The following is a 26,379-nucleotide window of genomic DNA, read 5'->3' as shown; positions in this document are numbered from 1 at the left end:
CCCCCGGCGGTGGAAAGGGAGAATTAGAGGCAGGGGCGAGGCCGGTCGCGGTTTGTTCTCCTCTTGTTCCTGTGCGTGCTTTGCGATATGGCCCAAGGCCATGGGCAAGCCAGTGGACACCCCGCCGAACGGCGGCGACATCGAACCGATCGACCTCAAGGCGGCGCTGGAGGAGCGATACCTCGCCTATGCGCTGTCCACGATCATGGGCCGTGCGCTGCCCGACGTGCGCGACGGGTTGAAGCCGGTTCACCGACGCATCGTCCACGCCATGCGAGTGCTCAAGCTCGACCCCGGGCAGGGCTACAAGAAGTGCGCCCGCATCGTCGGCGACGTGATGGGCAAGTTCCACCCGCACGGCGACGCCTCGATCTACGACGCGCTGGTGCGCCTCGCGCAGGACTTCTCGATCCGCTACCCGCTGATCGACGGGCAGGGCAACTTCGGCAACGTTGACGGCGATAGCGCGGCAGCCATGCGCTACACCGAGGCGCGCATGACCGAGGTGGCGACGCTGATCCTGCGCGGCATCGACGAGAACGCCGTCGACTTCCGCCCGACCTACAACGAGGAGGACCAGGAGCCGGTCGTCCTGCCCGGCGCCTTCCCGAACCTCCTGGCCAACGGCTCGTCCGGCATCGCCGTCGGTATGGCGACGTCGATCCCGCCGCACAATGCCGCCGAGATCTGCGACGCCGCGCTCAAGCTGATCGAGCAGCCGGACGCCGACACCGACGCCCTGCTCAAGTTCGTCCAGGGGCCGGACTTCCCGACGGGCGGCGTCGTGGTCGACGGGCGCGAGACGATCCGCGAGGCCTATGCGACCGGGCGCGGCTCGTTCCGCGTTCGCGCGCGTTGGGAGAAGGAGGAGCAGGGCCGGGGCGGCTACGTCATCGTCGTGACCGAAATTCCGTATCAGGTGCAGAAGTCGCGCCTGATCGAGAAGATCGCCGACCTCCTGACGGCCAAGCGCCTGCCGCTGCTCGCCGATATCCGCGACGAATCGGCCGAGGACGTGCGGATCGTGCTGGAGCCCAAGGCGCGCAACGTCGATCCCGTGCTCCTGATGGAATCGCTGTTCCGGCTGACGGACCTCGAATCGCGCATCCCGATGAACATGAACGTGCTTTCGGGCGGCAAGGTGCCGAGGGTCATGTCGCTGCGCGAGGTGCTGGTCGAATGGCTGGCGCACCAGCGCGAGGTGCTGGTCCGTCGCTCGCAATACCGTCTCGACCAGATCGAACGGCGGCTGGAGATCCTCGGCGGCTACATCATCGCCTTCCTCAACCTCGACGAGGTGATCCGCATCATCCGCGAGGAGGACGAGCCGAAGGCCGTCCTGATGGAGACGTTCCAGCTCACCGACGTACAGGCCGAGGCGATCCTCAACATGCGCCTGCGCAGCTTGCGCAAGCTGGAGGAGTTCGAGCTCAAGCGCGAGTTCGACACGCTCTCCGAGGAGCGGGCGGAGAAGCAGGCGCTGCTCGGCTCGGACAAGCTGCAATGGGACAAGGTCGCGGGCGAGATCCGCGAGGTCCGCGAGACCTTCTCCAAGAAGACCAAGCTCGGCAAGCGGCGCACGCTCTTCGCCGACGCGCCGGAGCATTCGTCGGACGACATCGCCGTCGCTCTGATCGAGAAGGAGCCGGTGACCATCGTCCTGTCGAAGAAGGGCTTCCTGCGCGCCATGCGCGGGCACCTGACGGACCTGTCGGGCCTGACCTTCCGCGAGGGTGACGGGTTGAAGCTGGCCTTCCCGGCGCTGACCACCGACAAGCTCGTCTTCCTCTCGACCAACGGCCGCGCCTTCACGCTGGGCGCGGACAAGCTGCCGGGCGGGCGCGGGCATGGCGATCCGATCCGCCTTGCGATCGAACTGGAGGACGACCAGGACATCGCGCTCGGCTTCGTGCCGGACCCGGCGGGCAAGCGTCTTCTGGCATCGAGCGACGGCAACGGCTTCGTGGTGGCCGAGGGCGAACTGGTCTCCTCGACCCGCAAGGGCAAGCAAATCCTCAACGTCGCCGAGCCCGTGCGCCTCGTGCGCGCCGAGCGGATCGGGGCGGGCGACGCGGTGGCCGTCGTCGGCGACAATCGCAAGATGCTGGTGTTCCCGCTGGCGCAGGTGCCCGAGATGGTGCGCGGCAAGGGCGTTCGCCTCCAGCGCTTCAAGGACGGCGGGCTGCTCGACCTCAAGGTGTTCAAGCTCGCCGAGGGCCTGAGCTGGACCGATCCGGCCGGTCGCGTCTTCACGCGCTCGGAAGCCGAGCTGATGGAATGGCGCGGAGACCGGGCGCAGGCCGGGCGGCTGGTACCGAAGGGCTTTCCGAAGAGCGGCCAGTTCGGCTGATTCGCCGGGCCGGATACGCAGGGAGTCGACAAGCCGGCCCCATCTGCGCATGAACGCCTGCATGCGCAGATGAAGAGAATGCCGCATGCCGAGAATCGAATCCGCCGGGGCAAGGACCCGTTTCCGTCGAGCGCCGATGATGCGCCGCTCGCGCGTCGCCTTATGGTCAGCGCGGGCCTGGCGGCCGCGACTGGTCTTCTGGCTGGGCGCCCTGACGGTGGGCTTGGTCAGCGTCGCCTTCGCCAAGCTCGCCGACGGCGCCCAACAGCTGTTCGGCACCATGACCTCGGCCTCCGGCTTCGGCACGGCCTTGATGCTGCTGGTGCCGCCGCTCGGCTTCGCGCTGTGCAGCTATCTGGCGATCACTTTCTTCCCCAATTCGGGCGGCAGCGGCATCCCCCAGGCGATCGCCGCCCGGCATCTTGAAACCCATGCCGAGCGGCAGCGTCTCCTGTCGCTGAAGGTCGGGTTCGGCAAGGTCGTTCTTACCCTGGCCGGGCTCCTTTCCGGCGCGTCGATCGGGCGGGAAGGACCGACCGTGCAGGTCGGGGCCGCCATCATGATGGCGGTGGGGCGGGCCGGGGGCGCGGCGCAGGAGCGGGCGCTGATCCTGGCGGGCTCTGCGGCCGGCATCGCCGCTGCCTTCAACACGCCGCTCGCCGGCATCGTCTTCGCCATCGAGGAGATGGGTAAGACCTACCAGGCGCGCACCAACGGACTGGTGATCTCGGCTGTCGTGGTCGCGGGCCTCGCCTCGCTCGCGCTGAACGGCAACTACACGTATTTCGGTGGAAGCGACGCGGTGGTGGGCTCTGCCGGAGACTGGCTCCTGGTCGGCGTCTGCGGCGTCGGGGGCGGGGCCGTCGGTGCCCTGTTCAGCGCAAGCGCCTTGGCCTGCCTGAAGCGGCTGAGGCGCTGGACGGGCGGAGCCCGGCGACGCATCGTCGGCGCCGCCGCCGTCTGCGGCCTCCTCGTCGCGGTGATCGGTCTGGCGTCGGGCGGCGCCACGTTCGGAACCGGCTACGAACAGGCCCGCACGGCGATCGAGGGCGGCCCGCTGTCGCCGCTCTATTTCGCCGGCAAGTTCCTCGCCGGGCTCGCCTCCATGGTCTCCGGCATTCCCGGCGGCATCTTCGCGCCGTCGCTGGCCGTCGGCGCCGGACTCGGCTCGACGATCGGCCTTCTTGTCGGGGGCAGCGGGGGGCTCGCGGCGATGCTGGGCATGACCGGCTACTTCGCGGGTGTCGTGCAGGCGCCGATGACCGCCTTCGTGATCATCATCGAGATGACGGGGAGCCAGTCCAACGTCGTTCCGGTGATGCTGACAGCGCTGCTCGGCTTCGGAACGGCCCGGCTGATCTCAGGAGCGCCGCTCTATCACAGCCTGTCGCGCGACTTCGTGGCCGAAGCCCTGCGGCGGCGTCGCGCGCAGGAGGGTCGGGCATGATCGGGCGCTGGGGCTGGGCCATCCGCCGCGTCACCCGGCGCATTTGGTTTCGGGCGGGGCTGTTCTCGCTGCTCGGGGTCGCGACCGCGCTTCTCGGCGCCTGGGCCGATCCCTTCATTCCCTTGAGCATCTCGACGACGATCGGATCGGACGCGGTCGACAACATCCTCGGCATCCTCGCATCCTCGATGCTGACGGTGACGACCTTCTCGCTCTCGACGATGGTGTCGGCCTATTCCGCCGCCACCAGCAACGTCACCCCGCGCGCCAACGTCCTGATCATGGAGGACGCGACGACGCAGAACGTGCTGTCGACCTTCATCGGCACGTTCCTGTTCAGCCTGGTCGGGATCATCGCGCTGTCCACAGGCACATACGGCGAGCAGGGCCGGGCCATCCTGTTCGGCGTGACGATCCTGGTGATCGGCTTCATCCTCGTGACTCTTCTGCGCTGGATCGACCACCTGTCGCGGCTCGGACGCGTCACGGAGACGACGCAGCGCGTGGAGGATGCGGCAGTGGCGGCCGTGCGCCAGCGGCGCCGGACGCCCTATCTCGGCGGGCGGCCGCTGCTCGACCGGCAGGACGACGTGCCGGCCGGCGCGCGTTACCTGCGTCCGTCCTCGATCGGCTACATCCAGCACATCGACATCGAGGCGCTGTCCGAACTGGCTACGAATTCCGGGTGCCGGATCTACGTGCTGCGCCTTCCGGGCGAGTTCGCCGACACGACCGCGCCGATCGCGGCGGTCCACGACGGCGGCGAGATCGATGCGGCGGCGCTCCTCGGCTGCTTCACCGTGGGCGATCGCCGTTCGTTCGACCAGGACCCTCGCTTCGGCGTCTGCGTTCTGACGGAAGTCGCCAGCCGTGCCTTGTCGCCCGCGACCAACGACCTCGGCACGGCCGTCGACGTCATCGGCCGCCAATTGCGAGTGCTCGCCGCCTGGGCGGAGCCTGCCGAGGAGGAGGACTGCGGGATCGACAACGTCTTCGTGCCTCCGATCCGGTCCGAGGATCTCTTCGACGACGCGTTCCTGGCGCTGTCTCGCGACGGCGCAAGCATGGTGGAGGTCGGAATGCGGCTTCAGAAGGCGCTGCTGACGTTGGCGCGCATCGACCACCCCGATTTCGCGGTCGCGGCGCGGCGACACTCGGAGGAGACCCTGGCGCGCGCCGAGATCGCGCTGGCGCTGGAAGCCGACAAGAAGCGCCTGCGCGCCATCGCCGCCCGCGTGGGGATGGTTCGCTGACGGCTAGAACGAGCGCCGGGGTTCCGGCGATCAGGGCCCTGCGTTCGCCGGCTCCGCGTATCGCTCCCAGCCCTTGGCCATCAGGTGCTCCTGCGGCTGGAAGCGGATCTTGTACTGCATCTTGCGCGAGCCCTCGACCCAATAGCCGAGATAGAGGTAGGGCAGGCCGAGTTCGCGCGTGCGGCGGATGTGGTCGAGGATCATGAAGGTGCCGAGACTGCGGTCCACCGCGTCCGGGCGGTAGAACGAGTAGACCATCGACATGCCGTCGGCCATGACGTCGCTCAGCGCGACCGCCATCAGGTCCTCGTCGGAGCGGCCGGTGATGCGATAGTCCGGGCCGCGGCGGCGATACTGGATGAGCCGCGTGTCGACCTGGCTGTCCTCCACCATCATGGCGTAGTCGACGCCCGTCATCTCCGCCATGCCGCCGCTGGCGTGGCGCGCCTCGAGATAGCGGCGGAAGAGGGCGAACTGCTCGGACGTGGGCGCCGCATCGGTCATCTCGCCGAAGAGGTCGGCGTTGGTCTGGAGAACGCGCCGCATGTTCCGCGACGGCTCGAACTCGTCCACCAAGATGCGAACGGACACGCAGGCGCGGCAGCGCTCGCAGGCGGGCCGATAGGCGATGTTCTGGCTTCGGCGGAAACCGCCCTGCGTCAGGAGGTCGAGCAGCGCGGCGGACCGGGCGCCCGCCAGATGCGTGAACACCTTCCGCTCGAACTGGCCGTCGAGATAAGGGCAGGGAGAGGGCGCAGTCAGGAAGAACTGCGGGCTCTGCGGATGAGCGGTCATGCGGGTCCGGCGCCTCGGATCGCGGGCGGCACGCGCCGCCTGCGCTCCATCAGTGTGATGACCGCGACGCGGATTGAAAAGCTCTCAACCGCGTTCGGCCGGAAAAAATCGTCGCACGGCGTCCTACCGGCGACGGACCACGACGGTTCCCAGAAGCAGGTCCTGGATGAGCTGCTTGCGCGCCGTGAACAGTCCGATCAGCACAATGAAGCCCGAAGTCAGCGCACCGGCGACCCAGAACAGGACGGAATGCGCCACCCCGAGGCCGGGATCGGTCGCCTTCCCGTCGAGCCGTTCGAGGCGGATGCCGAACAGGCGCATGCCCGGCGTCGCCTGCGCGCGGCCGCCGAGGGTCAAAGCGACATAGGGCAGGGCCACGAGCGGGAAGAGCGCGCCGTAGAGCATCCATCCCAACCCGAAGGTCAGGATGCCGAGCACGCCGACGATCAGCCCGAAGGGAATGCAGAGGAGAAGGACGATCGTGTAGTCCACGAGGAACGCCAGCACGCGGCGCGACCGCACGCCCTCATAGGCGCGGGGCTCGTCCAGCCAGGTCCGGGGTGCGGCGTTCAGACCCGTCGCATCGCTCATCGTCGCGTCTCTCCAATCCTTGCCGCAGGGTGCGGCACGGAAAGGAAATGGTGCGGCGAAGCGGCGCCCGCAATCCCGCCGAGTGTCAGCCGCCGGTGAGCGCCCTGGCGACGCGGGGCGCGAAGTAGGTGAGGATGCCCGAGGCGCCCGCGCGCTTGAAGGCGCGCAGCGATTCGAACATCGCCTTGTCGCCGTCGATCCAGCCGTTCTGCGCGGCGGCCATGATGGTCGCGTATTCGCCCGAGGTCTGGTAGGCGAAGGTCGGCATGCGGAACTCCTCGACCAGCCGCGCAAGGATGTCGAGATAGGGCAGGCCGGGCTTCACCATGATCATGTCGGCGCCCTCGGCCACGTCCTGCGCGGCCTCGCGCAGCGCCTCCAACGCGTTGCCCATGTCCATCTGGTAGGTGCGCTTGTCGCCCCTCAGCGCACCCGCCGAGCCGACCGCGTCGCGGAACGGCCCATAGAAGGCGGAGGCGTATTTCGCGGCGTAGGACATGATCATCGTGTTGCCGAAGCCTTCCGCGTCCAGCGCCTCGCGGATGCAGGCTACGCGCCCGTCCATCATGTCGGAAGGGCCGACGATGTCGCAGCCCGCCCGCGCCTGGACGAGCGCCTGGCGGCACAGGAGTTCCACCGTCTCGTCGTTGACGATCACGCCGTCGCGCACGATCCCGTCGTGGCCATGGCTGGTATAGGGGTCGAGGGCCACGTCGCAGAGGATGCCGACTTCCGGCACGGCGTCCTTGATCGCCCGCGTCGCACGGCAGACGAGATTGTCGGCGTTCAGCGCCTCGCTCCCCCTCTCGTCGCGCAGCGAGGCGTCGGTGAAAGGAAACAGTGCCACGACGGGAATGCCGAGCGCCGCCGCCTCGCTTGCGGCCTCGACGCAGCCGGCGACGGAGCGGCGGAACACGCCGGGCATCGAGGCGACCGGGTGCGCTTCGCCGTCGCCCTCGCGCACGAAGATCGGCCAGATCAGGTCGTCGACGCGGATGTCGGTCTCGCGCACGAGGCGCCTTGCCCAGTCCGTCTGCCGCAGCCGCCGCAGCCGCGTGCCGCCGGTGGCGCGATCGATCCGGCTGCTCATCGTGTTGCGCTCGCCCATGCTGGTCCGTCCGTCGATCCGAAGTGTCCGGCAGTGCTATGCCCCCGGCATGGCGCCGCGCACAACCCCGAAAGGTCGCAGCCGGCTCGGCGGCGTTGACGGGAGGGATCGTGGTCCCTAGCCTCTGTCTGCCGCGCGGCATCCTTCAAAGGTTTTGCGCGGCCCCCGACGCAGGACCTGGCATGACCTCCCCATTCTTCGAGTGCGCGCAGGGCCGCCGCGACAGGACGCCCCACGCCGCATGACACTGGAAATCTTCGAACGGGATCGGGACGCGACGCTCAATCGCGCCTTGATCGTCTGGCTCTGCCGGATCGCCGGTCTCGCCATGTTCGGCGTCGGGCTCGTCTACTGGGTGCGTCTGATCGGGGTCTTCGACGATCCGCTCTGGCGCTTCGACCTGATGCCGATCTGGTGGCGCATCGCCGGTCCGGCGCTGGCGGTGCTCTATCCGGTGGCCGGCGTCGGCTTGTGGCTGGCTACGTCCTGGGGCGGCGTGATCTGGGTGCTGGTCGCCGCCTGCGAGGCCGTGATGCGCGTCGGCTTTCCGCACCTCTTCGGCGCGGACCCCCTGATCCTAGGCTGCCATGCCTTCGGGCTGGCGCTGCTGGCGGCGCTCCGCATCGTCGGAGCGCTGGAGCGGCGGCGTGCGATGCGGCGGGATCGCTAGACCACAGTCGCTCGCAGCACATCGGAAGATTTCATCGCTTGTTTATCAAGAAATCCGTCCTGCCGCATAAAGGTACCATTAAGCCTGCGTTTTAAAGCGAATTTTAGAGGCGTCCCGTAAGTTGCAATACAAGACGAGGTCATGAAGAACCTCGGAAAGCAACAGGGATCGATCATGAAGAATACGGTCGCCAAGCGCACGCCCGAGCTCGAGACGGAAGCCAAGCCGGAACTGAAGTCGCTTTACCTCGAAACGCTGCAGCTGGTGGAGCGCCTCCACCGCCGCCTGCTGGACGTCATCAAGGACGAGTTCGACCGCAACGGCCGGACCGACATCAACGCGGTCCAGGCGCTCCTGCTCTTCAACATCGGCGACTCCGTGCTGACCGCCGGCGAGCTGCGCACTCGCGGCTTCTATCTCGGCTCCAACGTCTCCTACAATCTGAAGAAGCTCGTCGAGCTCGGCTTCATCGACCACCAGCGCTCGCGCGTCGACCGCCGTGCCGTGCGTGTGTCGCTCACCAAGTCGGGTCTCGAAGTCGCCGAGATCGTCGCCGAGCTTTACGACCGCCACATCGGCTCGATCGACAAGGTCGGCGGCCTCGACGAGGGCGAGTTCCAGAAGCTCAACAAGTCGCTTCAGCGCCTCGACCGCTTCTGGAACGACTCGATCATGTACCGCCTCTGATCCCCATCCCATCGGCTCGGCGCGTTTACTCCGGTCCGCGATCCACCCAAACCCCGCGAGCGTCGTCCCGCTCGTGGGGTTTTTTGCAACAGCGGCGTGTTAACTCACGCCGCGCTGCGCTCCGACGCCCCAGATCCCCGTTTTTGCCGCATTCCGATGCGCAAGCAGGCATTCATGCGGCAGGTCTTGAGGTCCTGTCGGTTCCGTGATTGCCCGTTACGCTTTGGTTTACCAAGCCGCCCCTATGTTGCGGCGCAAGTGGGCAAGACTTGCCAAGGGGTTCGAGAATGACTGAGGGCGCAGACAACCGTTCGATCCGCATCAGCCGCCGTCGCTTCGTGGCGGGCGCGGCATCCATCCTGGGGGCAGGGGCCTTTGCCGGCGCCGCGCGCGCGCAGTCGGCGATCGACGGCGTTCTCGCCGCGCCCAACCGGGGTGGCTGGAACGACCAGTTCGATACCCGCCAGGCCAGCGTGCGCAACGTGGCTTCCAACCAGCCGGTGTTCTCGCCCAACACGCTGAGCGCGATGCAGCAGGCGCTCGGGCAGTATCAGCAGATCGCCATGGCCGGCGGCTGGCGCCAAGTGCCCGATTCCGCCAAGCTGGAACTCGGCGTCCAGAACGCGGCGGTGCCTTACCTGCGCGAGCGCCTCGTCGCGTCCGGCGATCTCGACCGCTCTGCCGGCGCCTCTCAGGCCTTCGACACCTACGTCGATGCGGCGGTGAAGCGCTTCCAGGCCCGCCACGGTCTGCCGGCGGACGGCGCCGTCGGCGAATACACGTTCAAGGCGCTCAACGTGCCTGCCGACGTGCGTCTCAACCAGCTCAACACCAACATCCAGCGCCTGTCGGCCATCCAGCTCGACCCCGGCCGCTTCGTCATGGTCAACATCCCGGCGGCCTCGATCGAGGCAGTGGAGAACGGCCGCGTCGTGCAGCGCCACACGGCGGTGGTCGGCAAGATCGACCGCCAGACGCCGATCCTCGATTCCAAGATCACCAACCTCAACCTCAACCCGTACTGGCACGCGCCGGCCTCGATCGTCCGCAAGGACATCATACCGCTGATGCAGAAGGACCCGACCTATCTGCAGCGCAACGACATCATCATCTATGCCGCCGACGGCAGCGTGATCCCGCCGGAGACGATCAACTGGCAGACCGACGAGGCGGTGAAGTACCTGTTCCGCCAGAATCCGGGCCGGATGAACGCGATGTCTTCGGTGAAGATCAACTTCCCGAACCCGTACGCCGTCTACATGCACGACACGCCGCAGCAGAGCGTGTTCTCGCAGCTCATGCGCTTCGAATCGTCGGGCTGCGTGCGCGTGCAGAACGTGCGCGACCTGATCGTCTGGCTGGCGCGCGACACGCCGGGTTGGGACCGCGCCGCCATTGAGAAGACGATCGCCGCCCGCACCCGCCAGGACGTGAACTTCACCAACCCCGTGCCGCTGCACTTCACCTATCTCACCGCCTGGGCGACCGACCCGACGGTGGTGCAGTTCCGCGACGACATCTATGCCCGCGACGGTGCCGACCAGCTCGTCATGACCGACGCGCGGCCGACCGCCTATGCGCAGGGCGAGCAGGCCTACGCCGACCTGCCGTACTGAGCGCAGCGGCATTCGAGACCCGGAGGCCCGGCGGAAACGCCGGGCCTTTTCGCGTTTCGTTCCCCGTGTGGCGCATGCGGACGGAACATGGTAAGGCGCCGGCCAATCGCGGCCCGCAGCGCCGCCGAGGTCAGGAGCATCCGGTCATGTCGCACGCTCACGCCATGGACACGACGTCCGCCCCCAACGGCTTCTTCACCGACGGGATCGCCGCGGTCGACGCCGATCTCTTCGGCGCCATGCGCGACGAACTGCATCGCCAGCAGCACGAGATCGAGCTGATCGCTTCGGAGAACATCGTCTCGCGCGCCGTGCTGGAGGCGCAGGGCTCGGTGCTGACCAACAAGTACGCCGAGGGCTATCCCGGCCGTCGCTACTACGGCGGCTGCGAGTTCGTGGACGTCGTGGAGCAGCTCGCGATCGACCGGGCGAAGGCGCTGTTCGGCTGCGGTTTCGCCAACGTGCAGCCCAATTCCGGCAGCCAAGCCAACCAGGGCGTTCTGCTTGCCCTGACCAAGCCCGGTGCGACCATCCTCGGCATGAGCCTCGACGCCGGCGGCCACCTGACGCACGGCGCCAAGCCGAACCTTTCGGGCCGCTGGTTCAACGCCGTCCAGTACGGCCTCAATCTTTCGAGCGGCCTGATCGACTACGACGAGGTCGAGCATCTGGCGCACGAGCACAAGCCCGAGATCATCATCGCCGGCGGCTCGGCCTATTCGCGCATCATCGACTTCGCGCGGTTCCGCGCGATCGCCGATGCGGTCGGCGCCTATCTCTGGGTGGACATGGCCCACTTCGCCGGCCTCGTGGCGGGCGGCCAGCATCCGAGCCCGTTCCCGCATGCCCATGTCGCGACCTCTACCACGCACAAGACGCTGCGCGGCCCGCGCGGCGGTCTGATCCTGACCAATGACGAGGAGATCGCCAAGAAGATCAACTCGGCGATCTTCCCCGGCCTCCAGGGCGGACCGCTGATGCATGTCATCGCCGGCAAGGCCGTGGCCTTCGGCGAGGCGCTGCAGCCGGCCTACCGCAGCTACATCAAGGCGGTGGCCGACAACGCCAAGGCGCTGGCCGAGGTGCTGCGCGAGGGCGGCCTTGACATCGTGTCGGGCGGCACTGACACGCATCTCATGCTGGTGGATCTCCGGCCCAAGATGCTGACCGGCAAGGCGACGGAAGTCGCGCTCGGACGCGCCGGCATCACCTGCAACAAGAACGGCGTGCCCAACGATCCGGAGAAGCCGGCCGTCACGTCGGGCATCCGCGTCGGTACCCCGGCCGCCACGACGCGCGGCTTCGGCACGCAAGAGTTCCGCGAAGTCGGACGCCTGATCGTCGAGGTGCTGGACGGGCTCAAGAGCTCGAACTCGGACGACGGCAACGCCGCCACCGAGGCCCGCGTGAAGGACAAGGTGCTGGAACTCACCGGCCGCTTCCCGATCTACGCCAATCTCGGCTGACATCGCGGCATGCGTTGCCCCTTCTGCGGGTCGCCGGACAGCCAGGTAAAGGATTCGCGCCCCGCCGAAGACGGCGGGGCCATCCGTCGCCGGCGCGTGTGCCCCGATTGCAGCGGGCGGTTCACGACCTTCGAGCGGGTTCAGCTTCGCGACCTGATGGTCGTGAAGAAGTCCGGACGGCGCGTTCCCTTCGAGCGCGACAAGCTCGCCCGCTCCATCCACACGGCGCTGCGCAAGCGTCCGGTGGAGGAGGAGAGGGTGGAGCGCATGATTTCTGGCATCGTCCGCCAGCTCGAATCGACCGGCGAATCCGACATTCCCTCGGAAGCGATCGGGCGTCTCGTGATGGAGGCGCTGCGCGGCTTCGACGACGTCGCCTTCGTGCGCTTCGCTTCCGTTTATCGCGACTTCCGCGAGGCGCGGGACTTCGAGTCCATCATCGCCGAGCTGACCGCCGCGCCCGAAACCGCATCGGAAGACCGTGGTTGATTCATCCCCCCGCCAGGACACCGACGACCGGCGTTTCATGGCAGCCGCTCGGCGTCTGTCGCTGCGCCACGTTGGACTGACCGCCGAGAACCCGTCCGTCGGCGCCCTGATCGTGCAAGGGACGGGCGATGGCGCGCGCATCGTCGGGCGCGGTGTGACCGCGCTCGGCGGCCGGCCGCATGCCGAACGCGTCGCCCTGGCCGAAGCGGGAGCCGAAGCGCGCGGTGCCACGGCCTATGTCACGCTGGAGCCCTGCGCCCATCACGGACGCACCAGCCCCTGCGCCAACGCGCTGGTGGAGGCGGGGGTGGCACGCGTCGTCGTCGGTGCGCCCGATCCCGACCCGCGCGTCAACGGGCGCGGCGTCGCGATCCTGCGCTCGGCCGGCATCGAGGTCCGCTGCCTCGACGAGGCGCCGGAGGCGACGCGGGCCTTCGAGGGCTTTCTCTGGCGGCTTCGCTACGGGCGGCCCTTCGTGACGCTGAAGATGGCGGTGTCGGCCGATGGGGCCGTGGGTCGCCTCGGCGAGGAGCGGATCGGCATCAGCGGCCCCGTCGCCAACCGGCAGGTCCATCTCATGCGGGCTGCCACGGATGCCATCATGATCGGCGTCGGCACGGCCGTGGCGGACGATCCGCTCCTGACCTGCCGCCTTCCCGGATTGTTCGGCCGTTCCCCCACGCGCATCGTGGTCGATCCTCAACTGCGCCTGCCGATCCACGCCCAAGTCGTGCGCACGGCGGGGACGGTACCGACCTTGCTCGCCTCCACGAAGAATCCGGACGGTGCGGAGGCCGTGCCCTATCGCCGTGCCGGCTGCCGCCTCCTGCGGATCGCGGGCTACGACGTCGATGACCTGCGCCGCCTCATGCATGCGATGCCCTCGGCTGGTGTCCAGACGCTGATGGTGGAAGGCGGGCCGGCGCTTGCCAACGCCTTTCTCTGGGCCGAGCTGGTGGACCGGATCGTGGTCATTCGCTCGAAGGTCGAAATCGGCGAGTTCGGCATTGCCGCGCCCGCCGGCGTGTTGCATCCGAAAGGCTTCCGTCTGGCGCGCCGCGAGCGGTTCGGCGACGACGACTGGAGCGAATGGGAAAGGATCGAGCCATGTTCACCGGTATCGTCTCCGACGTCGGACGCGTCGCCTCCGTTCAAACCCTGAGCGAGGGACGTCGCTTCCGGATCGAGACCGTCTACGACCCCGCCACCATTCTGATCGGTGCCTCCATCGCCTGTTCCGGCGTCTGTCTCACGGTCACGCGCCTGCCCGAGCCGGGCGCCAACGCCGCATGGTTCGAGGTCGAAGCCTGGGAGGAGGCGCTTCGGCTGACCACGGCGGGCGGGTGGACGCAGGGCAGCCGGATCAATCTGGAGCGCGCCCTGAAGCTCGGCGATGAGCTCGGCGGCCATCTCGTCTCCGGTCACGTCGACGGGCAGGCGCGCATCGTCTCGCGCAAGGACGAGGGCCAGGCGGTGCGCTTCACCCTGGAAGCGCCGCCGGCGCTGTCCCGCTACATCGCGCCCAAAGGCTCGGTCTGTCTCGACGGGACCTCGCTGACGGTGAACGGCGTGTCCGGCCATCGCTTCGACGTGCTCCTGATCCGCCATTCGCTGGAGGTGACCACCTGGGGCGAAAAGGGCGAGGGGGACCACGTGAACCTTGAGGTCGATCAGATTGCGCGCTATGCGGAGCGTCTGTTCGGACCCGGACAGGCCGAGTAGCATCCAAGGCCTGCCGCGCCCCAAGTTCCCGTTCTCTTGCATCCGCATGAACCGCCGCCCTGCGCGTCGGTTTCCCGCGTGTCGTCCCGTTTTGGAAAGCTGCCATGTCCGCACCGCACCTGCTCATCATCGAAGCCCGCTTCTACGATCACATCGCGGATCATCAGCTGGCGGGAGCGAAGGCGCAGTTGGACGCGGCCGGAGCGACCTACGATGTCGTGACCGTTCCGGGCGCGCTGGAAATCCCGGCCGTGGTCGGCTTCGCGCTGTCGGGCGCGGACGAGGGGGGGACCGATTACGACGGTTTCGTCGCGCTGGGTTGCGTGATCCGCGGCGAGACCTACCATTTCGACATCGTCGCCAATGAATCCTGCCGGGCGCTGATGGATCTCTCGGTTCACGAAGGTCTGGCGATCGGCAACGGCATTCTGACGGTCGAGAACGAGGAACAGGCGCTGGAGCGTGCGATGCCCGACCGCAAGAACAAGGGTGGCGATGCCGCCGCCGCGGCGCTCGCCATGATCGCCATGCGCAAGCGGTTCGGAGCCTGACATGGCCGACGCAGCCCTTCGCAACTTCCGCCCCGCCAACAAGCGCGGCGCCGCCCGCCTCGCGGCCGTTCAGGCCCTCTACCAGATGGACGTCGGTGGCACGGGCCTGCTCGAGACCGTCGCCGAATACGAGGCGTTCCGGCTCGGCCAGGAAGTGGACGGCGACACCTATCGCGAGGCCGACGCCGCGTGGTTCCGCGACATCGTTTCGGGTGTCGTGCGCGGCCAGACCTTCATCGACCCGCTGATCCATTCCTCGCTGACCACCGACTGGCCGCTGGCGCGCCTCGACACGACGCTGCGGGCCATCCTGCGTGCCGGCACCTACGAGGTGACGGCGCGCAAGGACGTGCCGGTCGCCGTCATCGTCAGCGAATATGTCGACATCGCCAAGGCCTTCTACGAGGAGGACGAGTCGCGCCTCGTCAACGCCGTGCTCGACCGCGTCGCCCGGCGCTCGCGCGGCGAGGGGCGGGGGCAGGACCCGAAGGAAAAGGACTGACGTCCCAAAAGAAAAAGGCCGGTTCGAACCGGCCTTTTTCGTACCGGGATCAGCGGCCCGGCGAGATGCCGCTGGAGCGGCTGCCCATCGTGTCGAGGATGTTGCCCTTGCCCGGACCCTCGTCGGACAGGATGGAGCCGAGGAAGCTGGAGTCGCGGCCGCCCGTCGGCGTGGTGCGCGAGATGAAGTCGAAGACCTTGCCGTCCTGCAGCCCGTAATTGGCGATCTGCCGGACCGTGTTGTCCGGCCCGAAATAGACCGCGAGGATGCGCTGATCGACCAGGCGCGGCTGCATGAAGGCCACCGGACGCACCCGCTTCTGGGAGATGTAGTAGAACACCTCGTTGTCGAACGTCGCCGTGGTGGACGGCGAGCCGAGGGCGAGGAGCACCTGATCACGGCTGGAGCCTACGGGCACCTGGGCCAGCGCCTGCTCGTCCACGATATAGCCCTGATTGTAGACCTCTCGGGTCTGGCAACCCGCCAGGGCGATCATGGCGCCGACACTGGTCGCCAGGACCACGCGGCGCAACGGGCGATGGATCTCGATCACGCGGATGCTGCTCCTTCCGGAGGAATCGGTTTGGCGTTCGGTTAGGCGCGGAAGGGGCGGAAAGTGAGGCACGACCCCCGCGCTCAAGGTTGCGACTTGGTAAAGCACCTTGCCAACCGTTGCAATCCGGCCCCATGCGTGCGAACCCGGCGTGCCAAACGTGGAGACTAACGTGGGTATTCTGGCCCGTCTGCGGCGGGATCGTCGAAACCGGCAGATCGTCGATCAGTTGTGGGATCAGGTGGTCGCCTCGGCCCGCGATCCCGCGCGCTTTCTCGAAGGCGGCCTGCCCGACACGGTGGAAGGGCGCTTCGAGGCGCTGTCCCTAGAGATGATCGTCGTGCTGCGGCGCTGCTCGAGCGAGCCGCGGCTGCGCGACCTGTCGCAGGATCTCGTCGACCGTTTCATGACCGACATCGACCATTCCATGCGCGAGATCGGTATCAGCTACCTCGCGGTGCCCAAGCGCATGCGCCGCTTCGCCGCCCGCTTCTATACGCGCGTACGCGACTGCGAGCCGGCCTTCGCCGAAGGAAACGAGGCGAAGCTCGCCGACGCGCTCGCCCGCACGGTGCTGGCGGAAGCCGTCGGCGGCCGTCCCGATGCGGCGCCATGTCTGGCGCCCCATATGATGAGGCAGCAGGCTCGCTATGCCGCTCTCTCGGTCGAGGACATCCTCGCCGGGCGCTTGCTGGAGCCGCCCGAGGCGGAGGTCGCATGAAGAAGGTCGAGTGCAACGAACTCTTGTCGCTGGTCGTGCATGTCGCCCGCCTCCCGCAGGCGGGCATGCCGCTGCGGTTCGAGGCGACGGCCGACGAACGCGAGGGCGTCGCCCGGCGCCTCGGCATCCTGTCGGTCGAGGCCCTGGAAGCCGAGCTTCTCGTGCGCCGCTGGAAGCGCGACGGCATCGCCGTCGAGGGCCGCATAACCGGCGCGCTGGACCAGGCTTGCGTGGTGACGCTCGATCCCGTGCGCGAAGTGGTGGACGAGTCGGTCGACCTGATCTTCGTTCCCGAAACCTCGAAGCTCGCCCGGATTGCGCCCGAAGGGGATGGCGAACTCCATCTCGATCCCGAAGGCGCCGACATTCCCGAGACGTTCCGGGGCGATACGATCGACCTCGGACCGTTCATCGAGGAACTCGTGGGCCTATCGCTCGACCCTTATCCGCGCGCGCCGGGCGTCGAGTTCTCGGAGCTCGACACCGATCCCGATCCCGCCGGCGGCAAGGTCTCGCCCTTCGCCGCACTCGGGCGCCTCAAGGCGACCGACGGTTGAGGCCGGCCGACACCGCCGCGGATGCGCGGCGACCAATGCATCGATCTGAAGGCTAGGGTTCCTTGTTGTCGAAAACCACCATTACGATCGCACTGGACGCCATGGGCGGGGATCACGGCCCGTCGGTCATGCTGGCGGGCGCCCAGACGGCGTTGGAGCGCCACCGCGACATGCGCTTCGTCCTGTTCGGCCAGGAAGAACACGTCCGGCCGATCCTCGATACGATGCCCAAGCTGCGCGAGCGCTCCGTCTTCCACCATTGCGACGTGTCCATCCGTATGGACGACAAGCCCTCGCAGGCGCTTCGCCAAGGGCGGCACAAGTCGTCCATGTGGAAGGCGATCGAGGCGGTAAAGACGGGCGAGGCCGACGTCGCCGTGTCCGCCGGCAACACCGGCGCGCTCATGGCGATGGCGAAGTTCTGCCTGCGCACGATGGCCAACATCGAGCGCCCTGCCATCGCCGCGATCTGGCCGACGCTGCGCGGCGAGAGCATCGTGCTCGACGTCGGCGCGACCATCGGCGCCGATAGCCAGCAGCTCATCGACTTCTCGGTCATGGGCGCCGCCATGTCGCGCGCGCTGTTTCAGATCGAACGCCCGACCGTCGGCCTCCTCAACATCGGCGTGGAGGAGGTGAAGGGCCAGGAGGACATCCGCGAGGCCGGCCGCCTGATGAAGGAAACACCGATCGAGGGCCTCGAATATCGCGGCTTCGTGGAGGGCACCGACCTTGGCAAGGGGACGGTGGATGTCGTCGTCACCGAGGGCTTCACCGGCAACATCGCGTTGAAGACGGCCGAGGGCACCGCCCGGCAGATCGGCGCCTATCTTCGCGCCGCGATGACCCGCACCTGGATGGCCAAGCTCGGCTACCTCTTCGCCAAGAGCGCCTTCGACCGCCTGCGCGACAAGATGGACCCGCGCAAGGTCAACGGCGGCGTCTTCCTCGGACTCAATGGCGTCGTCATCAAGAGCCACGGCGGCTCGGACGCCGAAGGGACCGCCGCAGCGATCGACGTCGCCTACGCCATGGCGGCGAACGGGCTGCTTGCCAAGATCGAGAGCGACCTCGGCAAGGTCTACGCCAACGAGGTGTCGCAACCGCCCGAAGGCGGCGGCGCCGGTCCCGCCCAGGAGATCCTCCCATGAACGGGTTTCGTTCCGTCGTTCGGGGCACCGGCTCCGCCCTGCCGCGCCAGGTCGTCACCAACCAGGATCTCGAAGCGCGGATCGATACGAGCGACGAGTGGATCCAGCAGCGCACCGGCATCCGCCAGCGTTACATCGCGGGCGAGGGGGAGACCACCGTCTCCCTGGGCGAGGCCGCCGCACGCCGCGCCCTGGAGTCCGCCGGTCTCCAGCCGGAAGACATCGACCTCGTAATCCTCGCGACGGCGACGCCGGACAACACGTTTCCGGCCTCCGCGACGCAGATCCAGCGTCGGCTTGGCATCACCCACGGCTTCGCCTTCGACGTCCAAGCCGTGTGCAGCGGCTTCGTCTACGCGGTCACCACGGCCGACCTGTACCTCAAGTCCGGCATGGCGCGCCGGGCGCTCGTGATCGGCGCCGAAACCTTCAGCCGCATCCTCGACTGGTCCGACCGCACCACCTGCGTCCTCTTCGGCGACGGGGCCGGTGCGATCGTCCTGGAGCGGCAGGAGAACGACGGCACCGGGCCGGGCGTACTGACCGCGCGTCTGCGGGCCGACGGCTCGCACGGCGACAAGCTCTTCGTGGACGGCGGACCGTCCTCGACCGGAACGGTCGGCCACCTGCGCATGGAAGGCCGCGAGGTCTTCAAGCACGCGGTCGGCATGATCACCGACGTAGTGGAGGATTCGCTCGAGGCGTTGTCGCTTTCCCCCGGCGAGATCGACTGGTTCGTGCCGCATCAGGCCAATCGGCGAATCATCGAGGCTTCAGCCAAGAAGCTCGGCATTCCGCTGGAGAAGGTCGTCATCACCGTCGATCGGCACGGCAACACGTCGGCCGCCTCCATTCCGCTCGCCATCGATCACGCGGTGCGGGACGGGCGCATTTCGGCCGGCGACCTCGTTCTCCTGGAGGCCATGGGCGGCGGCTTCACATGGGGCGCCGTCGTCGTCCGTTGGTGACGCTTGCGCTTGATTCACCCTGCCTTTTCGGTATTTTCCGAGGGCTAGCCGAGGCGGTCGATCGCCCGGGGCGGGGGTTCCGGTTCGGTTTTTAGCAGGGGTTGCGCATGGGAGACAGGACGGTGACGCGGGCCGACCTCGCCGAGGCGGTTTTCCGCAAGATCGGGCTCTCCCGGTCCGAGTCGGCGTATCTCGTCGAATCGATCCTGGAGGAAATCTGCGCCACCATCGCGCGTGGGGAGGCCGTGAAGATCTCCTCCTTCGGGTCGTTCCTGGTGCGCGCAAAGAACGAGCGGATCGGCCGCAATCCGAAGACCGGCGAGGAAGTGCCGATCTCGCCGCGGCGCGTTGCCGTCTTCAAGCCGTCCAACGTGATGAAGGACCGCATCCTGGAAGCGCACGAGGCACGCGCTTCCGTCGCCGAGCCGGCCCTGAAGGCGGCCGAGTGACGGCGCGCCGCGACCCATGACCGACAAGAGCGCGGACGCGTTCCGCACCATCAGCGAGGCGGCCGAGGAACTCGACCTGCCGCCGCATGTCCTGCGTTTCTGGGAAACGCGATTTCCCCAGATCAAGCCGATGAAGCGCGGCGGCGGTCGGCGCTACTATCGCCCGGACGACGTCGAACTCCTGAAAGGCATCCGCTATCTCCTCTACGTGCGCGGCTTCACGATCCGCGGCGTTCAGCGCATCCTCAAGGAGAGCGGCCACAGGGCCGTGATGGCGATCGGCGCCGGCGATCTTTCCGCCTTCGACCGTCTGCAGAGCGGCCGCGCGCAGCGGTCCGAGCCCGATGTCCTGGCGGTTTCTGCACCGGAGGTGGAGGAGGACGCGATCGAGCAGCCGGTTCCGGAGCGTTCTCGCGGTGGCCTGTCGGGCCTTCTGCGCCGCGATCGCGATTCGCACGGCGGACTGTCCAGCGACGGCGTCGATCGCCTGAACGGCGTGATCCTGGAACTCCTCGAACTCAAGCGCCTGCTCGATCAGGTGCGTTGACCCCATCCGGCGCCTTCGCCCTTGCATCCCGGCGCCGCATTGATTAGGGAAGCACTCGTCGGAGCGTAGCGCAGCCTGGTAGCGCACCTGAATGGGGTTCAGGGGGTCGGAGGTTCGAATCCTCTCGCTCCGACCACTAGTAGGCCTGGAAACGTTGAGTTTCGGCTTACCTTCTTCCTCCCAGACTGCCCTGACACCCGTCGGTCCTGACACTTTCCTGACACCTTGGCTGAGCCAAGGCGGGAAATCCTTTGCGAGAACCATTCCGTGATTCGTGCTTCCGGCCAGGATCACGCTCGCGAAAGGCTCGCAGGGGAGGGTGCGGCGAATTATATGATTCGGAGCCGACATGGTCGAAGAGACCCCATTCTGGGAAGATCCCAACATCTGGCCTGCTGAAGCTCATGACGCGAGAATCACGCCGGACAGCTCCCAAGCTGCCCTTATGGGCAAGCTCGTCGCGGTCGCTGGCGACCCCGTCTACGAGTTGAAATCCATATTCGGAGTAAATCACAGGACGGCGGAGCGTTGGATATCCGGCGCGACAACGATGCGTTACCCGCTACAGCTGAAGCTCGCGATGTCCCTTGTCGGCATCGCCGAGGCGCAGAAGCGGTTAGCTGAGATGCCGGCACGCGATCGCCTCTTCATGCAGATCGCGTCTACGAGGCTGCCTTTGGAGTCGCTGCCGAAGGAAGATTAGGGATTCCGTAAGGAATTCGTGTTTAGATGACCTCAAGTCGGCATAGGCCGCAATTCGAAGGATCTGAACCGGATGCCACCGTCCCCCGACGAGCTGCGCCGTCATGCGCAGCAATACCTCGACGACACCGCGAAGCGTTCTGCAGCCCGCGACCGAATCCTGGCCGGCGAGCGCCCGACTCTCGACGAGCTGCTGTCCGGTCTTCCGCCGGCAAGCGGATCGCTCGCACTCGACGTCCGCGGCACGGCGATCTTATGGCTTGAGCATCTGCGGTCGCAACCGCTGACGCCGACGAACCAAAAGCTGATTCCCGCAGTCGAGAAGCTCGAAACCGTTCCCGCAGCGGCGACGCTGCGGCCCGTCTGGAAGCAGGCCGTCAATTTTACGGTTGGCCATCCGGCTTTTCCGCCCGGCATGAGCCTGAAGCCGCGGTTGGCATGGTACTGCGCCCTGATTCAACTCGAGGGCGCCGTCGGGCAAGTCGTCGGCAATTTTAATCCGATCGCGTCGTTCTGGCGTCGGGCGTACGTCGCAGGGCTCGCGACCGGGGCGGTCGTTGCGAATCCGAACGACGTTGATCCGGATTTTCAGGAGCAGATTCTCGGCGCGGGCGTCGTTGAACTCTCGACCGTGAATTACATGCTCGAAGCCTATCTGCCGTTCGTCCTCGGCCGGCTGTCTGCCGGGCACGTCGTCGTCGAACGTACGCCCGAGGAAGAGGCGGAGGACCGCGAGCTCGAACAGGAGACTGTGACTCTTTGCAGTTCGCTGCGGACGGTTTCGAAGTCTGGACCGGAGACTCCGGCGGCGACGCACGTCGTGCTGCGCGCCGTTGAAGGTCACCGAACGGCGGAGAAGCGCGATATCGGCAAGATGTATGCGGCGTTGACGGAACCGGTGCCTCTTCGTCGGATGCTGATGCAACATCTGCGAGATCTGCGACAGGCCTGGCCGCATGCCGTTGGCATCATCGATGCACTCGGGGCAGACCTCCGCTTCGGGGAGCCGATCCGGTTTAGACCGATCCTCCTCGTCGGCGGTCCCGGCACTGGGAAGACCTCGCTGGCTATCGCGATCGCGGAAGTTCTGGAGCTGTTCTCGGTCGTCTATCCGTGCGCGACGTCAGCGGACAACAGCTTTGGTGGGACGCCGAGCCGTTGGTCTACGGCCTCCGCCTCGACTCCGCTCGAACTGATCCGGCAGTCAGGCATCGCGAATCCCGTCGTGATCCTGGACGAGCTGGAGAAGGCTGGGCGGCATCACAGCGGTCACCTCGAACATGCTCTGCTGCCGTTCCTCGAGCCGCATACGGCCTCCCGGTATCAGGAAACCGCTCTCGAGATGTCGGCTGATTTGTCGGCCGTCAATTACCTCGCGACCTGCAACTCTCTCGACGGCATCTCGCAGCCGCTTCGTGATCGGTTCCGCGTCATGACGATGCCGGATCCGGGGCCGGAGCACGTCGGAGCGCTGGCCCAGCGGATTGTTAGCAATCTCGCTATCGAGCGGAAGCAGGAAGCCCTGATCCCGCCGCTCGACGGCGAAGAGGAGGAGCTGCTCCGCCAGCATTGGAAGGGAGGGTCGTTGCGGATGCTTCGGCGAACCGTAGAGGCAATGCTGAACGTCCGCGACCAACTGGAGGTGCGTCAATGATTCTCGCTCTCCCCGCAGACGTGCAGGCCCGCCTCGCGGAAATCGAGCGTGATGAGGGCATTCCGCCCCTTGAGATCGCGCATCAGGCGATCGCCGTCTGGTCCCAGCTGCGCGGTGACGACGAACGGAAGTGCGTCGGCGTCAGCGTGATGGCGCACGTCATGTACCGCGCCCGCTCGCCATTCTGAAAACTTTCTACGGCGTATGCGAATCCTGCGCCGTAGACACCCAATATCGGCAGGAGGCCGGGACACCATGCGACTCTGGATTTTGAGCGACGTCCACAACGACGTTTCCCCCTACGCCCTGCAACCCGGCATCGAAGCCGACGTCTGCGTCATCGCCGGCGATATCGGCGGCAGGCTTTCGGGACAGGCTCGTCTCTGGCTCGAGCGCAACGCCCCGGTCGACATTCCGACGCTCGTCGTCGCGGGCAACCACGATTTCTACGGAGGCAGCCTCAACGACGAGATCGAGCGATTCCGCCGCAAGACCATGGCGGGCGACCGCATCCGCGTGCTCGATGGCGAGTCCGTTGAGATCAGCGGCGTGCGGTTCGTCGGCGCGACGCTATGGACCGACCTTGAGGCGTACGGCGACGGCTACTCGTCGCAGCGTGACTTCATGCGCTTCATGACGGACTGGAGGCGCATCCGGTGGCAGGGGCGCATGCACACCCGGCACGTCAGGCATTACATCCACGAGCACGAGCGCCAGCTCGCGGCGATCGAGACCGTCCTTGCCAGCCCGTTCGACGGCCCGACCGTCGTGATCACGCACCATGCGCCGACCCGTCGTTCGCTCGACGGCGGCCGTTGCTACGAGCCCGTTGACGCTGCCTACGCCTCGGACCTCGACGATCTGATCCGTCGTTACGAGCCGGATCTGTGGATCCACGGGCACGTCCATCACAATCTCGATTATATGCTCGGCCGGACCCGTATCGTCTGCAACCCACGGGGGTACGTCGTCCGCCACCAGTCGCCGAAGATGGAGCCGACGATCGAGAACAGCTTCTTCGATCCAGGCCTCGTCCTCGACGTCGCAACGGGGCCGCGTCCCGGCTACGACGCGGCGACGATCGACCACGCGCACGACCACCCCGACATTTTCCTGTCCCGCGTGTCGCCCCCGATCAACCCCCTTCGGCCGACCACGGAAGATCGCCTGCGGGCTCTGGCGGCCGAGCACCCGGATGCGGCCGTCGAGGTCGCCGGCGGGCTGCTCGACGACGAACCGACGGGGCCGCGGGTCTGATGCGGCTCCACGTTCTCTCGGATCTCCATCTCGAGCATCGCCTCGGGCAGGGTTGGCTGCCGCCGGTCGTCGACTGCGACGTCGTCGTGGTCGCCGGCGATGTCGCGAACCCACCGGCCGTCTCGCTCCGGTGGCTGGCCGATGCTTTCCAGGCGCCGGTCGTCTTCGTCGCCGGTAACCACGAATTCTATGGGACCGTCATGCCCCGCGTCGCGTCGCCTGACCCTGTACCCGGCGTCCACCATCTCGAGAACCGCTCCGTCGTCCTCGGTGGCACGCGGTTCTTGGGCTGCACCCTCTGGACGGACTACGAGCTCTACGGGCCGGCAAGCCTTGAGCACGCGATGAACATCGCCGGGTTGGGCCTGAACGACCACCGCATGATCGCGTCCTCCGAACCGGACGAAAACCGTCGGGTCCTCCGCTTCATGCCCGAGCACGCGAGGCTGCTGCACATGGCGTCGCGTATCTGGCTCGAGGAGGAGCTGGCGAAGCCGTTCGACGGGCCGACCGTCGTCGTCACGCATCATGCCCCGACCCCGCGGTCGATTCATCCGCGGTTCGAGGGCGACGTGATGAACCCGGCGTTCGCTTCGGACCTCACCGACCTGATTGTGCGGGTCGGGCCGGACCTTTGGATTCACGGGCACGTCCACAATTCGTTCGACTACCGGATCGGCAGGACCCGCGTCGTCGCGAACCCCAAGGGCTATGGCGACGAGAACCCAACTTTCGACCCGCGTCTCGTCATCGAACCCCAATATCACCCGAACTGGCGTGCGCGGATCCAGGAAGCGCAGGAGAACGAGGGGCCGAAGCCGTGAGCCGGGACGAGCACATCCGGCGCCGGGCGGCTTCCCTCGGCTACGACCGATCAATCGCAGGGACCGGCGTCCTGCCCAGCGACGTGGTCGATCTTTTCGCCGCCGGCGCGATTGATCGGGCAGATCTTCTAGAGCGTCTGCGCCGCATGCCGGATGCGGTCCTCGACCGGGGGGCGACGGACAGCGCCGCCGATATAGCCGAGCGCTACCGCGAGCTGCGGAGCGTGCCCGGCGTCATCTGGATCATCTACGAAGCGTTGCAGCGGGTCGAACGCGTCGAGAACACAGGCAGCGCGATCGTCACGACGTACATCGAAATCTGAGCTGCAACATCACGGAGACGACTATGCGGATGATTCTTGCCACCCTGACGCTCGCCCTCGTTTCGCCGGCGGCGGCAGCGGACAGGTACTCCGGGCACTACCAACGCGAATGCGGGAAGCTGGTCTGCGAGCTGCGGATGCTGCCGGCGGGGCGAGACAGCTGGCATCTGCGGTGGACGGCGACGGACCCGCGGGACTTCTCGCTGACGCCGGTGTGCGAGTTGGAGACGGAGGTAGAGCTCGGGGCGGCGCGGATGGGACCGGCCGTCGTCGAGGGCGTGGCGGTCGGGCGAGTGCAAGAGCACGCGTTCGCCGTGTTCGATCTCGATCCGGGTCGGGTCTCGATCTCGTCGACGTGGGAAGCCTGCGCCGGGCTGGCGCCGAAAGGCATCTACGAGAGCGTCGGAGACGAATAAGGGTCTCCCCGAAAATGGGGAGACCCGATGTCATGCATGATTCTGCAAATGGTCAGTGGCGGCGGGCAACGGCCGATCCCGAGGCTTCCGTCGCGTTGAAAAGGTCGATCCTGGAGATCGCCTTGCCGGCGAGGGCGGCGATGCCGATCAGCCCCTTCGTCGTCACGACGGTCTGAGAGAAATCGAAGTCCCCGTTCGTCACGATGCGCGTCTTGAACCAGCCGCGGTCGACGTAGCGCTGGAACGGCTTCCAGCTGTCCCGGTGGTGCCTCTTGTAGATGAGACCCTTCTCCGCCATCCAGCGGATGCCCACGTTCGGCCCCTTGCCGATGTGCCGGCCAACGTCCGACAGGTTCATCTCGCGCTCCGACTTCGCGACCGTGTCGTGGAACTCGACCTTCGGCGCCGCCTCGGCGATCACCACGTCTTTCTTCTCGACCTCCGCCTTCAGAGCGATGACCTCGCCGCTGTATTCTAGCAGCTTCGAGCGGAGGAAGGCCGGATCGTTCAGGAGGGCGACCGGGTCGACGATTGTCTGCTGCCGCAGCTCGTCCTCCATGGCGTTGAAGCGAGCGATGTACGCTTCCTTGAAGACGGCCGCCTTGTCGCCGGTGAAGCCCATCGCGATGAAGTAGAACCCCTCCTTCGTCATCTCGACGGAGGGGATGGAGCGAACGAGGGAACCAATCTGCCGCCGATTCACCGTGGGCGCAAAATTGCGCTCACGGAAGATGGCCGAGCAATGGGCATTCTCGATCGCCTTCAGGACATCCTTGTGCTTCTTCCTGAAGAAGCGTGCGAGGTCCTCGGAGTTCGTGAAAACCCGGCCGCTACGGCTGTAAACCGCGGGCTCCTGAGTTATGATCTGGGAAGCTTCGGACATGGTCGCATCATAGTTCGAGGTCAGGCCCGAGATGCCGGTGTTGACGCACCGCCTCGGGCCGTCCCGCGTCTGCGGAACCCCATCATTGTCGTGATTCGATCAGAGAAAGGCAAGCGCAACCACCTGA

At 66.9% G+C, this 26,379-nt stretch carries 30 protein-coding genes and 1 tRNA gene; 26 read left to right on the top strand and 5 right to left on the bottom strand.

The genetic code is table 11. The features are described from left to right. Window positions 1-100 precede the first annotated feature (100 nt). From parC to O5O54_RS18065, 3 genes are all read left to right on the top strand, one after another. Complete coding sequence (parC, locus tag O5O54_RS18075; protein WP_279483237.1) at window positions 101-2,350, top strand: DNA topoisomerase IV subunit A; 2,250 nt, start codon at window positions 101-103, stop codon at window positions 2,348-2,350. Window positions 2,351-2,435: 85 nt separating this feature from the next. Beyond that, window positions 2,436-3,797: a chloride channel protein gene (locus O5O54_RS18070; protein WP_279483236.1), complete on the top strand. Its 1,362-nt coding sequence runs from the start codon at window positions 2,436-2,438 to the stop codon at window positions 3,795-3,797. Further along, window positions 3,794-5,050 (top strand): DUF2254 domain-containing protein, encoded by a 1,257-nt coding sequence (locus tag O5O54_RS18065; protein WP_279483235.1) that lies wholly within the window; start codon window positions 3,794-3,796, stop codon window positions 5,048-5,050. Before O5O54_RS18070 ends, O5O54_RS18065 begins: the two co-directional genes overlap by 4 nt. A gap of 30 nt (window positions 5,051-5,080) precedes the next feature. On the opposite strand, the gene O5O54_RS18060 is transcribed toward O5O54_RS18065, so the two are convergent. From O5O54_RS18060 to hemB, 3 genes are all read right to left on the bottom strand, one after another. Further along, on the bottom strand, window positions 5,081-5,845 hold the full coding sequence (locus O5O54_RS18060) for an arginyltransferase (protein ID WP_279483234.1): 765 nt from the start codon (window positions 5,843-5,845) through the stop codon (window positions 5,081-5,083). Window positions 5,846-5,968: 123 nt separating this feature from the next. Next, window positions 5,969-6,436 (bottom strand): RDD family protein, encoded by a 468-nt coding sequence (locus O5O54_RS18055; protein WP_279483233.1) that lies wholly within the window; start codon window positions 6,434-6,436, stop codon window positions 5,969-5,971. Between the two features lie 85 nt (window positions 6,437-6,521). After that, the gene (gene hemB, locus O5O54_RS18050; RefSeq protein WP_279483232.1) at window positions 6,522-7,544 is read right to left on the bottom strand and encodes a porphobilinogen synthase; all 1,023 of its coding nucleotides are present in this window, start codon (window positions 7,542-7,544) and stop codon (window positions 6,522-6,524) included. A 241-nt stretch (window positions 7,545-7,785) separates the two neighbouring features. Between hemB and O5O54_RS18045 the strand changes: the two genes are divergently transcribed. From O5O54_RS18045 to nusB, 9 genes are all read left to right on the top strand, one after another. Next, window positions 7,786-8,214, top strand: a complete 429-nt coding sequence (locus tag O5O54_RS18045; protein WP_279483231.1) for a DUF6163 family protein — start codon at window positions 7,786-7,788, stop codon at window positions 8,212-8,214. A 174-nt stretch (window positions 8,215-8,388) separates the two neighbouring features. After that, a complete protein-coding gene (gene ldtR, locus O5O54_RS18040; protein ID WP_279483230.1) occupies window positions 8,389-8,901 on the top strand; it encodes a transcriptional regulator LdtR in 513 nt (170 codons plus the stop codon). Window positions 8,902-9,188: 287 nt separating this feature from the next. After that, entirely contained in the window at window positions 9,189-10,517 is a 1,329-nt protein-coding gene (locus O5O54_RS18035) for a murein L,D-transpeptidase (protein WP_279483229.1), read from the top strand. Between the two features lie 146 nt (window positions 10,518-10,663). After that, window positions 10,664-11,983, top strand: a complete 1,320-nt coding sequence (gene glyA / locus O5O54_RS18030; protein WP_407061728.1) for a serine hydroxymethyltransferase — start codon at window positions 10,664-10,666, stop codon at window positions 11,981-11,983. Window positions 11,984-11,992: 9 nt separating this feature from the next. After that, window positions 11,993-12,472, top strand: a complete 480-nt coding sequence (gene nrdR, locus O5O54_RS18025; protein WP_279483228.1) for a transcriptional regulator NrdR — start codon at window positions 11,993-11,995, stop codon at window positions 12,470-12,472. Further along, window positions 12,465-13,634 carry a bifunctional diaminohydroxyphosphoribosylaminopyrimidine deaminase/5-amino-6-(5-phosphoribosylamino)uracil reductase RibD gene (ribD, locus tag O5O54_RS18020; protein WP_279483227.1) on the top strand — a complete coding sequence of 390 codons (1,170 nt, stop codon included), beginning with the start codon at window positions 12,465-12,467 and terminating at the stop codon, window positions 13,632-13,634. The genes nrdR and ribD overlap by 8 nt, the downstream gene beginning before the upstream one ends. After that, window positions 13,580-14,194: a riboflavin synthase gene (locus tag O5O54_RS18015; RefSeq protein ID WP_279483226.1), complete on the top strand. Its 615-nt coding sequence runs from the start codon at window positions 13,580-13,582 to the stop codon at window positions 14,192-14,194. Before ribD ends, O5O54_RS18015 begins: the two co-directional genes overlap by 55 nt. Window positions 14,195-14,298: 104 nt before the next feature. Continuing rightward, window positions 14,299-14,745 carry a 6,7-dimethyl-8-ribityllumazine synthase gene (locus O5O54_RS18010; protein ID WP_279483225.1) on the top strand — a complete coding sequence of 149 codons (447 nt, stop codon included), beginning with the start codon at window positions 14,299-14,301 and terminating at the stop codon, window positions 14,743-14,745. Between the two features lies 1 nt (window position 14,746). Then, window positions 14,747-15,247: a transcription antitermination factor NusB gene (gene nusB / locus O5O54_RS18005; protein WP_279483224.1), complete on the top strand. Its 501-nt coding sequence runs from the start codon at window positions 14,747-14,749 to the stop codon at window positions 15,245-15,247. Window positions 15,248-15,296: 49 nt separating this feature from the next. Here the strand turns inward: nusB and O5O54_RS18000 are convergent, their stop codons facing one another. After that, on the bottom strand, window positions 15,297-15,743 hold the full coding sequence (locus O5O54_RS18000; protein WP_279483296.1) for an outer membrane protein assembly factor BamE: 447 nt from the start codon (window positions 15,741-15,743) through the stop codon (window positions 15,297-15,299). Window positions 15,744-15,972: 229 nt separating this feature from the next. Here O5O54_RS18000 and O5O54_RS17995 point away from each other — a divergent pair, with 229 nt between their 5' ends. The 14 genes from O5O54_RS17995 to O5O54_RS17930 all read left to right on the top strand — a co-directional run bounded on the left by O5O54_RS17995 (window position 15,973) and on the right by O5O54_RS17930 (window position 25,369). Continuing rightward, complete coding sequence (locus tag O5O54_RS17995) at window positions 15,973-16,521, top strand: ubiquinol-cytochrome C chaperone family protein (protein ID WP_279483223.1); 549 nt, start codon at window positions 15,973-15,975, stop codon at window positions 16,519-16,521. Continuing rightward, complete coding sequence (locus tag O5O54_RS17990; protein WP_279483221.1) at window positions 16,518-17,078, top strand: DUF177 domain-containing protein; 561 nt, start codon at window positions 16,518-16,520, stop codon at window positions 17,076-17,078. Before O5O54_RS17995 ends, O5O54_RS17990 begins: the two co-directional genes overlap by 4 nt. 62 nt (window positions 17,079-17,140) lie before the next feature. Then, the gene (gene plsX / locus O5O54_RS17985) at window positions 17,141-18,229 is read left to right on the top strand and encodes a phosphate acyltransferase PlsX (protein WP_279483220.1); all 1,089 of its coding nucleotides are present in this window, start codon (window positions 17,141-17,143) and stop codon (window positions 18,227-18,229) included. Continuing rightward, complete coding sequence (locus O5O54_RS17980; RefSeq protein ID WP_279483219.1) at window positions 18,226-19,197, top strand: ketoacyl-ACP synthase III; 972 nt, start codon at window positions 18,226-18,228, stop codon at window positions 19,195-19,197. Before plsX ends, O5O54_RS17980 begins: the two co-directional genes overlap by 4 nt. A 107-nt stretch (window positions 19,198-19,304) precedes the next feature. Then, a complete protein-coding gene (locus tag O5O54_RS17975) occupies window positions 19,305-19,646 on the top strand; it encodes an integration host factor subunit alpha (protein WP_279483218.1) in 342 nt (113 codons plus the stop codon). 16 nt (window positions 19,647-19,662) lie between these two features. Further along, the gene (locus O5O54_RS17970; RefSeq protein ID WP_279483217.1) at window positions 19,663-20,193 is read left to right on the top strand and encodes a MerR family transcriptional regulator; all 531 of its coding nucleotides are present in this window, start codon (window positions 19,663-19,665) and stop codon (window positions 20,191-20,193) included. 59 nt (window positions 20,194-20,252) lie between these two features. Next, a tRNA-Pro gene (locus O5O54_RS17965) sits at window positions 20,253-20,329 on the top strand. Between the two features lie 213 nt (window positions 20,330-20,542). Then, window positions 20,543-20,896: a hypothetical protein gene (locus tag O5O54_RS17960; protein WP_279483216.1), complete on the top strand. Its 354-nt coding sequence runs from the start codon at window positions 20,543-20,545 to the stop codon at window positions 20,894-20,896. A gap of 72 nt (window positions 20,897-20,968) precedes the next feature. Next, window positions 20,969-22,549, top strand: a complete 1,581-nt coding sequence (locus tag O5O54_RS17955) for an AAA family ATPase (RefSeq protein ID WP_279483215.1) — start codon at window positions 20,969-20,971, stop codon at window positions 22,547-22,549. Beyond that, on the top strand, window positions 22,546-22,737 hold the full coding sequence (locus tag O5O54_RS17950; protein WP_279483214.1) for a hypothetical protein: 192 nt from the start codon (window positions 22,546-22,548) through the stop codon (window positions 22,735-22,737). Before O5O54_RS17955 ends, O5O54_RS17950 begins: the two co-directional genes overlap by 4 nt. Before the next feature lie 67 nt (window positions 22,738-22,804). Continuing rightward, on the top strand, window positions 22,805-23,806 hold the full coding sequence (locus O5O54_RS17945; protein ID WP_279483213.1) for a metallophosphoesterase: 1,002 nt from the start codon (window positions 22,805-22,807) through the stop codon (window positions 23,804-23,806). Beyond that, window positions 23,806-24,630 carry a metallophosphoesterase gene (locus O5O54_RS17940; protein WP_279483212.1) on the top strand — a complete coding sequence of 275 codons (825 nt, stop codon included), beginning with the start codon at window positions 23,806-23,808 and terminating at the stop codon, window positions 24,628-24,630. Before O5O54_RS17945 ends, O5O54_RS17940 begins: the two co-directional genes overlap by 1 nt. After that, complete coding sequence (locus O5O54_RS17935) at window positions 24,627-24,953, top strand: hypothetical protein (RefSeq protein ID WP_279483211.1); 327 nt, start codon at window positions 24,627-24,629, stop codon at window positions 24,951-24,953. Before O5O54_RS17940 ends, O5O54_RS17935 begins: the two co-directional genes overlap by 4 nt. A 29-nt stretch (window positions 24,954-24,982) precedes the next feature. Beyond that, the gene (locus O5O54_RS17930) at window positions 24,983-25,369 is read left to right on the top strand and encodes a hypothetical protein (protein ID WP_279483210.1); all 387 of its coding nucleotides are present in this window, start codon (window positions 24,983-24,985) and stop codon (window positions 25,367-25,369) included. A 52-nt stretch (window positions 25,370-25,421) separates the two neighbouring features. Here O5O54_RS17930 and O5O54_RS17925 read toward each other — a convergent pair whose 3' ends face one another. After that, the gene (locus tag O5O54_RS17925; RefSeq protein ID WP_279483209.1) at window positions 25,422-26,252 is read right to left on the bottom strand and encodes a phage regulatory protein/antirepressor Ant; all 831 of its coding nucleotides are present in this window, start codon (window positions 26,250-26,252) and stop codon (window positions 25,422-25,424) included. Between the last annotated feature and the right edge of the window lie 127 nt (window positions 26,253-26,379).

Origin of the sequence: Aureimonas sp. SK2, assembly GCF_029813115.1 — a bacterium.
Taxonomy (GTDB): Bacteria; Pseudomonadota; Alphaproteobacteria; order Rhizobiales; family Rhizobiaceae; genus Aureimonas.
This window is presented reverse-complemented; position numbering and strand designations above follow the sequence as displayed.

What these genes read in the sequence shown, in the direction of transcription:
- O5O54_RS17945 (WP_279483213.1), top strand. Translation starts at nt 22,805, where the DNA reads ATGCGACTCTGGATTTTGAGCGACGTCCACAACGACGTTTCCCCCTAC.
- O5O54_RS18035 (WP_279483229.1), top strand. Translation starts at nt 9,189, where the DNA reads ATGACTGAGGGCGCAGACAACCGTTCGATCCGCATCAGCCGCCGTCGC.
- O5O54_RS18045 (WP_279483231.1), top strand. Translation starts at nt 7,786, where the DNA reads ATGACACTGGAAATCTTCGAACGGGATCGGGACGCGACGCTCAATCGC.
- parC (WP_279483237.1), top strand. Translation starts at nt 101, where the DNA reads ATGGGCAAGCCAGTGGACACCCCGCCGAACGGCGGCGACATCGAACCG.
- O5O54_RS18010 (WP_279483225.1), top strand. Translation starts at nt 14,299, where the DNA reads ATGTCCGCACCGCACCTGCTCATCATCGAAGCCCGCTTCTACGATCAC.
- ldtR (WP_279483230.1), top strand. Translation starts at nt 8,389, where the DNA reads ATGAAGAATACGGTCGCCAAGCGCACGCCCGAGCTCGAGACGGAAGCC.
- hemB (WP_279483232.1), bottom strand. Translation starts at nt 7,544, where the DNA reads ATGGGCGAGCGCAACACGATGAGCAGCCGGATCGATCGCGCCACCGGC.
- O5O54_RS17925 (WP_279483209.1), bottom strand. Translation starts at nt 26,252, where the DNA reads ATGTCCGAAGCTTCCCAGATCATAACTCAGGAGCCCGCGGTTTACAGC.
- O5O54_RS18065 (WP_279483235.1), top strand. Translation starts at nt 3,794, where the DNA reads ATGATCGGGCGCTGGGGCTGGGCCATCCGCCGCGTCACCCGGCGCATT.
- nusB (WP_279483224.1), top strand. Translation starts at nt 14,747, where the DNA reads ATGGCCGACGCAGCCCTTCGCAACTTCCGCCCCGCCAACAAGCGCGGC.
- O5O54_RS18055 (WP_279483233.1), bottom strand. Translation starts at nt 6,436, where the DNA reads ATGAGCGATGCGACGGGTCTGAACGCCGCACCCCGGACCTGGCTGGAC.
- O5O54_RS17950 (WP_279483214.1), top strand. Translation starts at nt 22,546, where the DNA reads ATGATTCTCGCTCTCCCCGCAGACGTGCAGGCCCGCCTCGCGGAAATC.
- O5O54_RS18070 (WP_279483236.1), top strand. Translation starts at nt 2,436, where the DNA reads ATGCCGAGAATCGAATCCGCCGGGGCAAGGACCCGTTTCCGTCGAGCG.
- O5O54_RS17980 (WP_279483219.1), top strand. Translation starts at nt 18,226, where the DNA reads ATGAACGGGTTTCGTTCCGTCGTTCGGGGCACCGGCTCCGCCCTGCCG.
- O5O54_RS17970 (WP_279483217.1), top strand. Translation starts at nt 19,663, where the DNA reads ATGACCGACAAGAGCGCGGACGCGTTCCGCACCATCAGCGAGGCGGCC.
- O5O54_RS17955 (WP_279483215.1), top strand. Translation starts at nt 20,969, where the DNA reads ATGCCACCGTCCCCCGACGAGCTGCGCCGTCATGCGCAGCAATACCTC.
- O5O54_RS18060 (WP_279483234.1), bottom strand. Translation starts at nt 5,845, where the DNA reads ATGACCGCTCATCCGCAGAGCCCGCAGTTCTTCCTGACTGCGCCCTCT.
- O5O54_RS17940 (WP_279483212.1), top strand. Translation starts at nt 23,806, where the DNA reads ATGCGGCTCCACGTTCTCTCGGATCTCCATCTCGAGCATCGCCTCGGG.
- O5O54_RS17930 (WP_279483210.1), top strand. Translation starts at nt 24,983, where the DNA reads ATGATTCTTGCCACCCTGACGCTCGCCCTCGTTTCGCCGGCGGCGGCA.
- glyA (WP_407061728.1), top strand. Translation starts at nt 10,664, where the DNA reads ATGTCGCACGCTCACGCCATGGACACGACGTCCGCCCCCAACGGCTTC.
- O5O54_RS18000 (WP_279483296.1), bottom strand. Translation starts at nt 15,743, where the DNA reads ATGATCGCCCTGGCGGGTTGCCAGACCCGAGAGGTCTACAATCAGGGC.
- O5O54_RS18015 (WP_279483226.1), top strand. Translation starts at nt 13,580, where the DNA reads ATGTTCACCGGTATCGTCTCCGACGTCGGACGCGTCGCCTCCGTTCAA.
- O5O54_RS17990 (WP_279483221.1), top strand. Translation starts at nt 16,518, where the DNA reads ATGAAGAAGGTCGAGTGCAACGAACTCTTGTCGCTGGTCGTGCATGTC.
- nrdR (WP_279483228.1), top strand. Translation starts at nt 11,993, where the DNA reads ATGCGTTGCCCCTTCTGCGGGTCGCCGGACAGCCAGGTAAAGGATTCG.
- O5O54_RS17975 (WP_279483218.1), top strand. Translation starts at nt 19,305, where the DNA reads ATGGGAGACAGGACGGTGACGCGGGCCGACCTCGCCGAGGCGGTTTTC.
- O5O54_RS17960 (WP_279483216.1), top strand. Translation starts at nt 20,543, where the DNA reads ATGGTCGAAGAGACCCCATTCTGGGAAGATCCCAACATCTGGCCTGCT.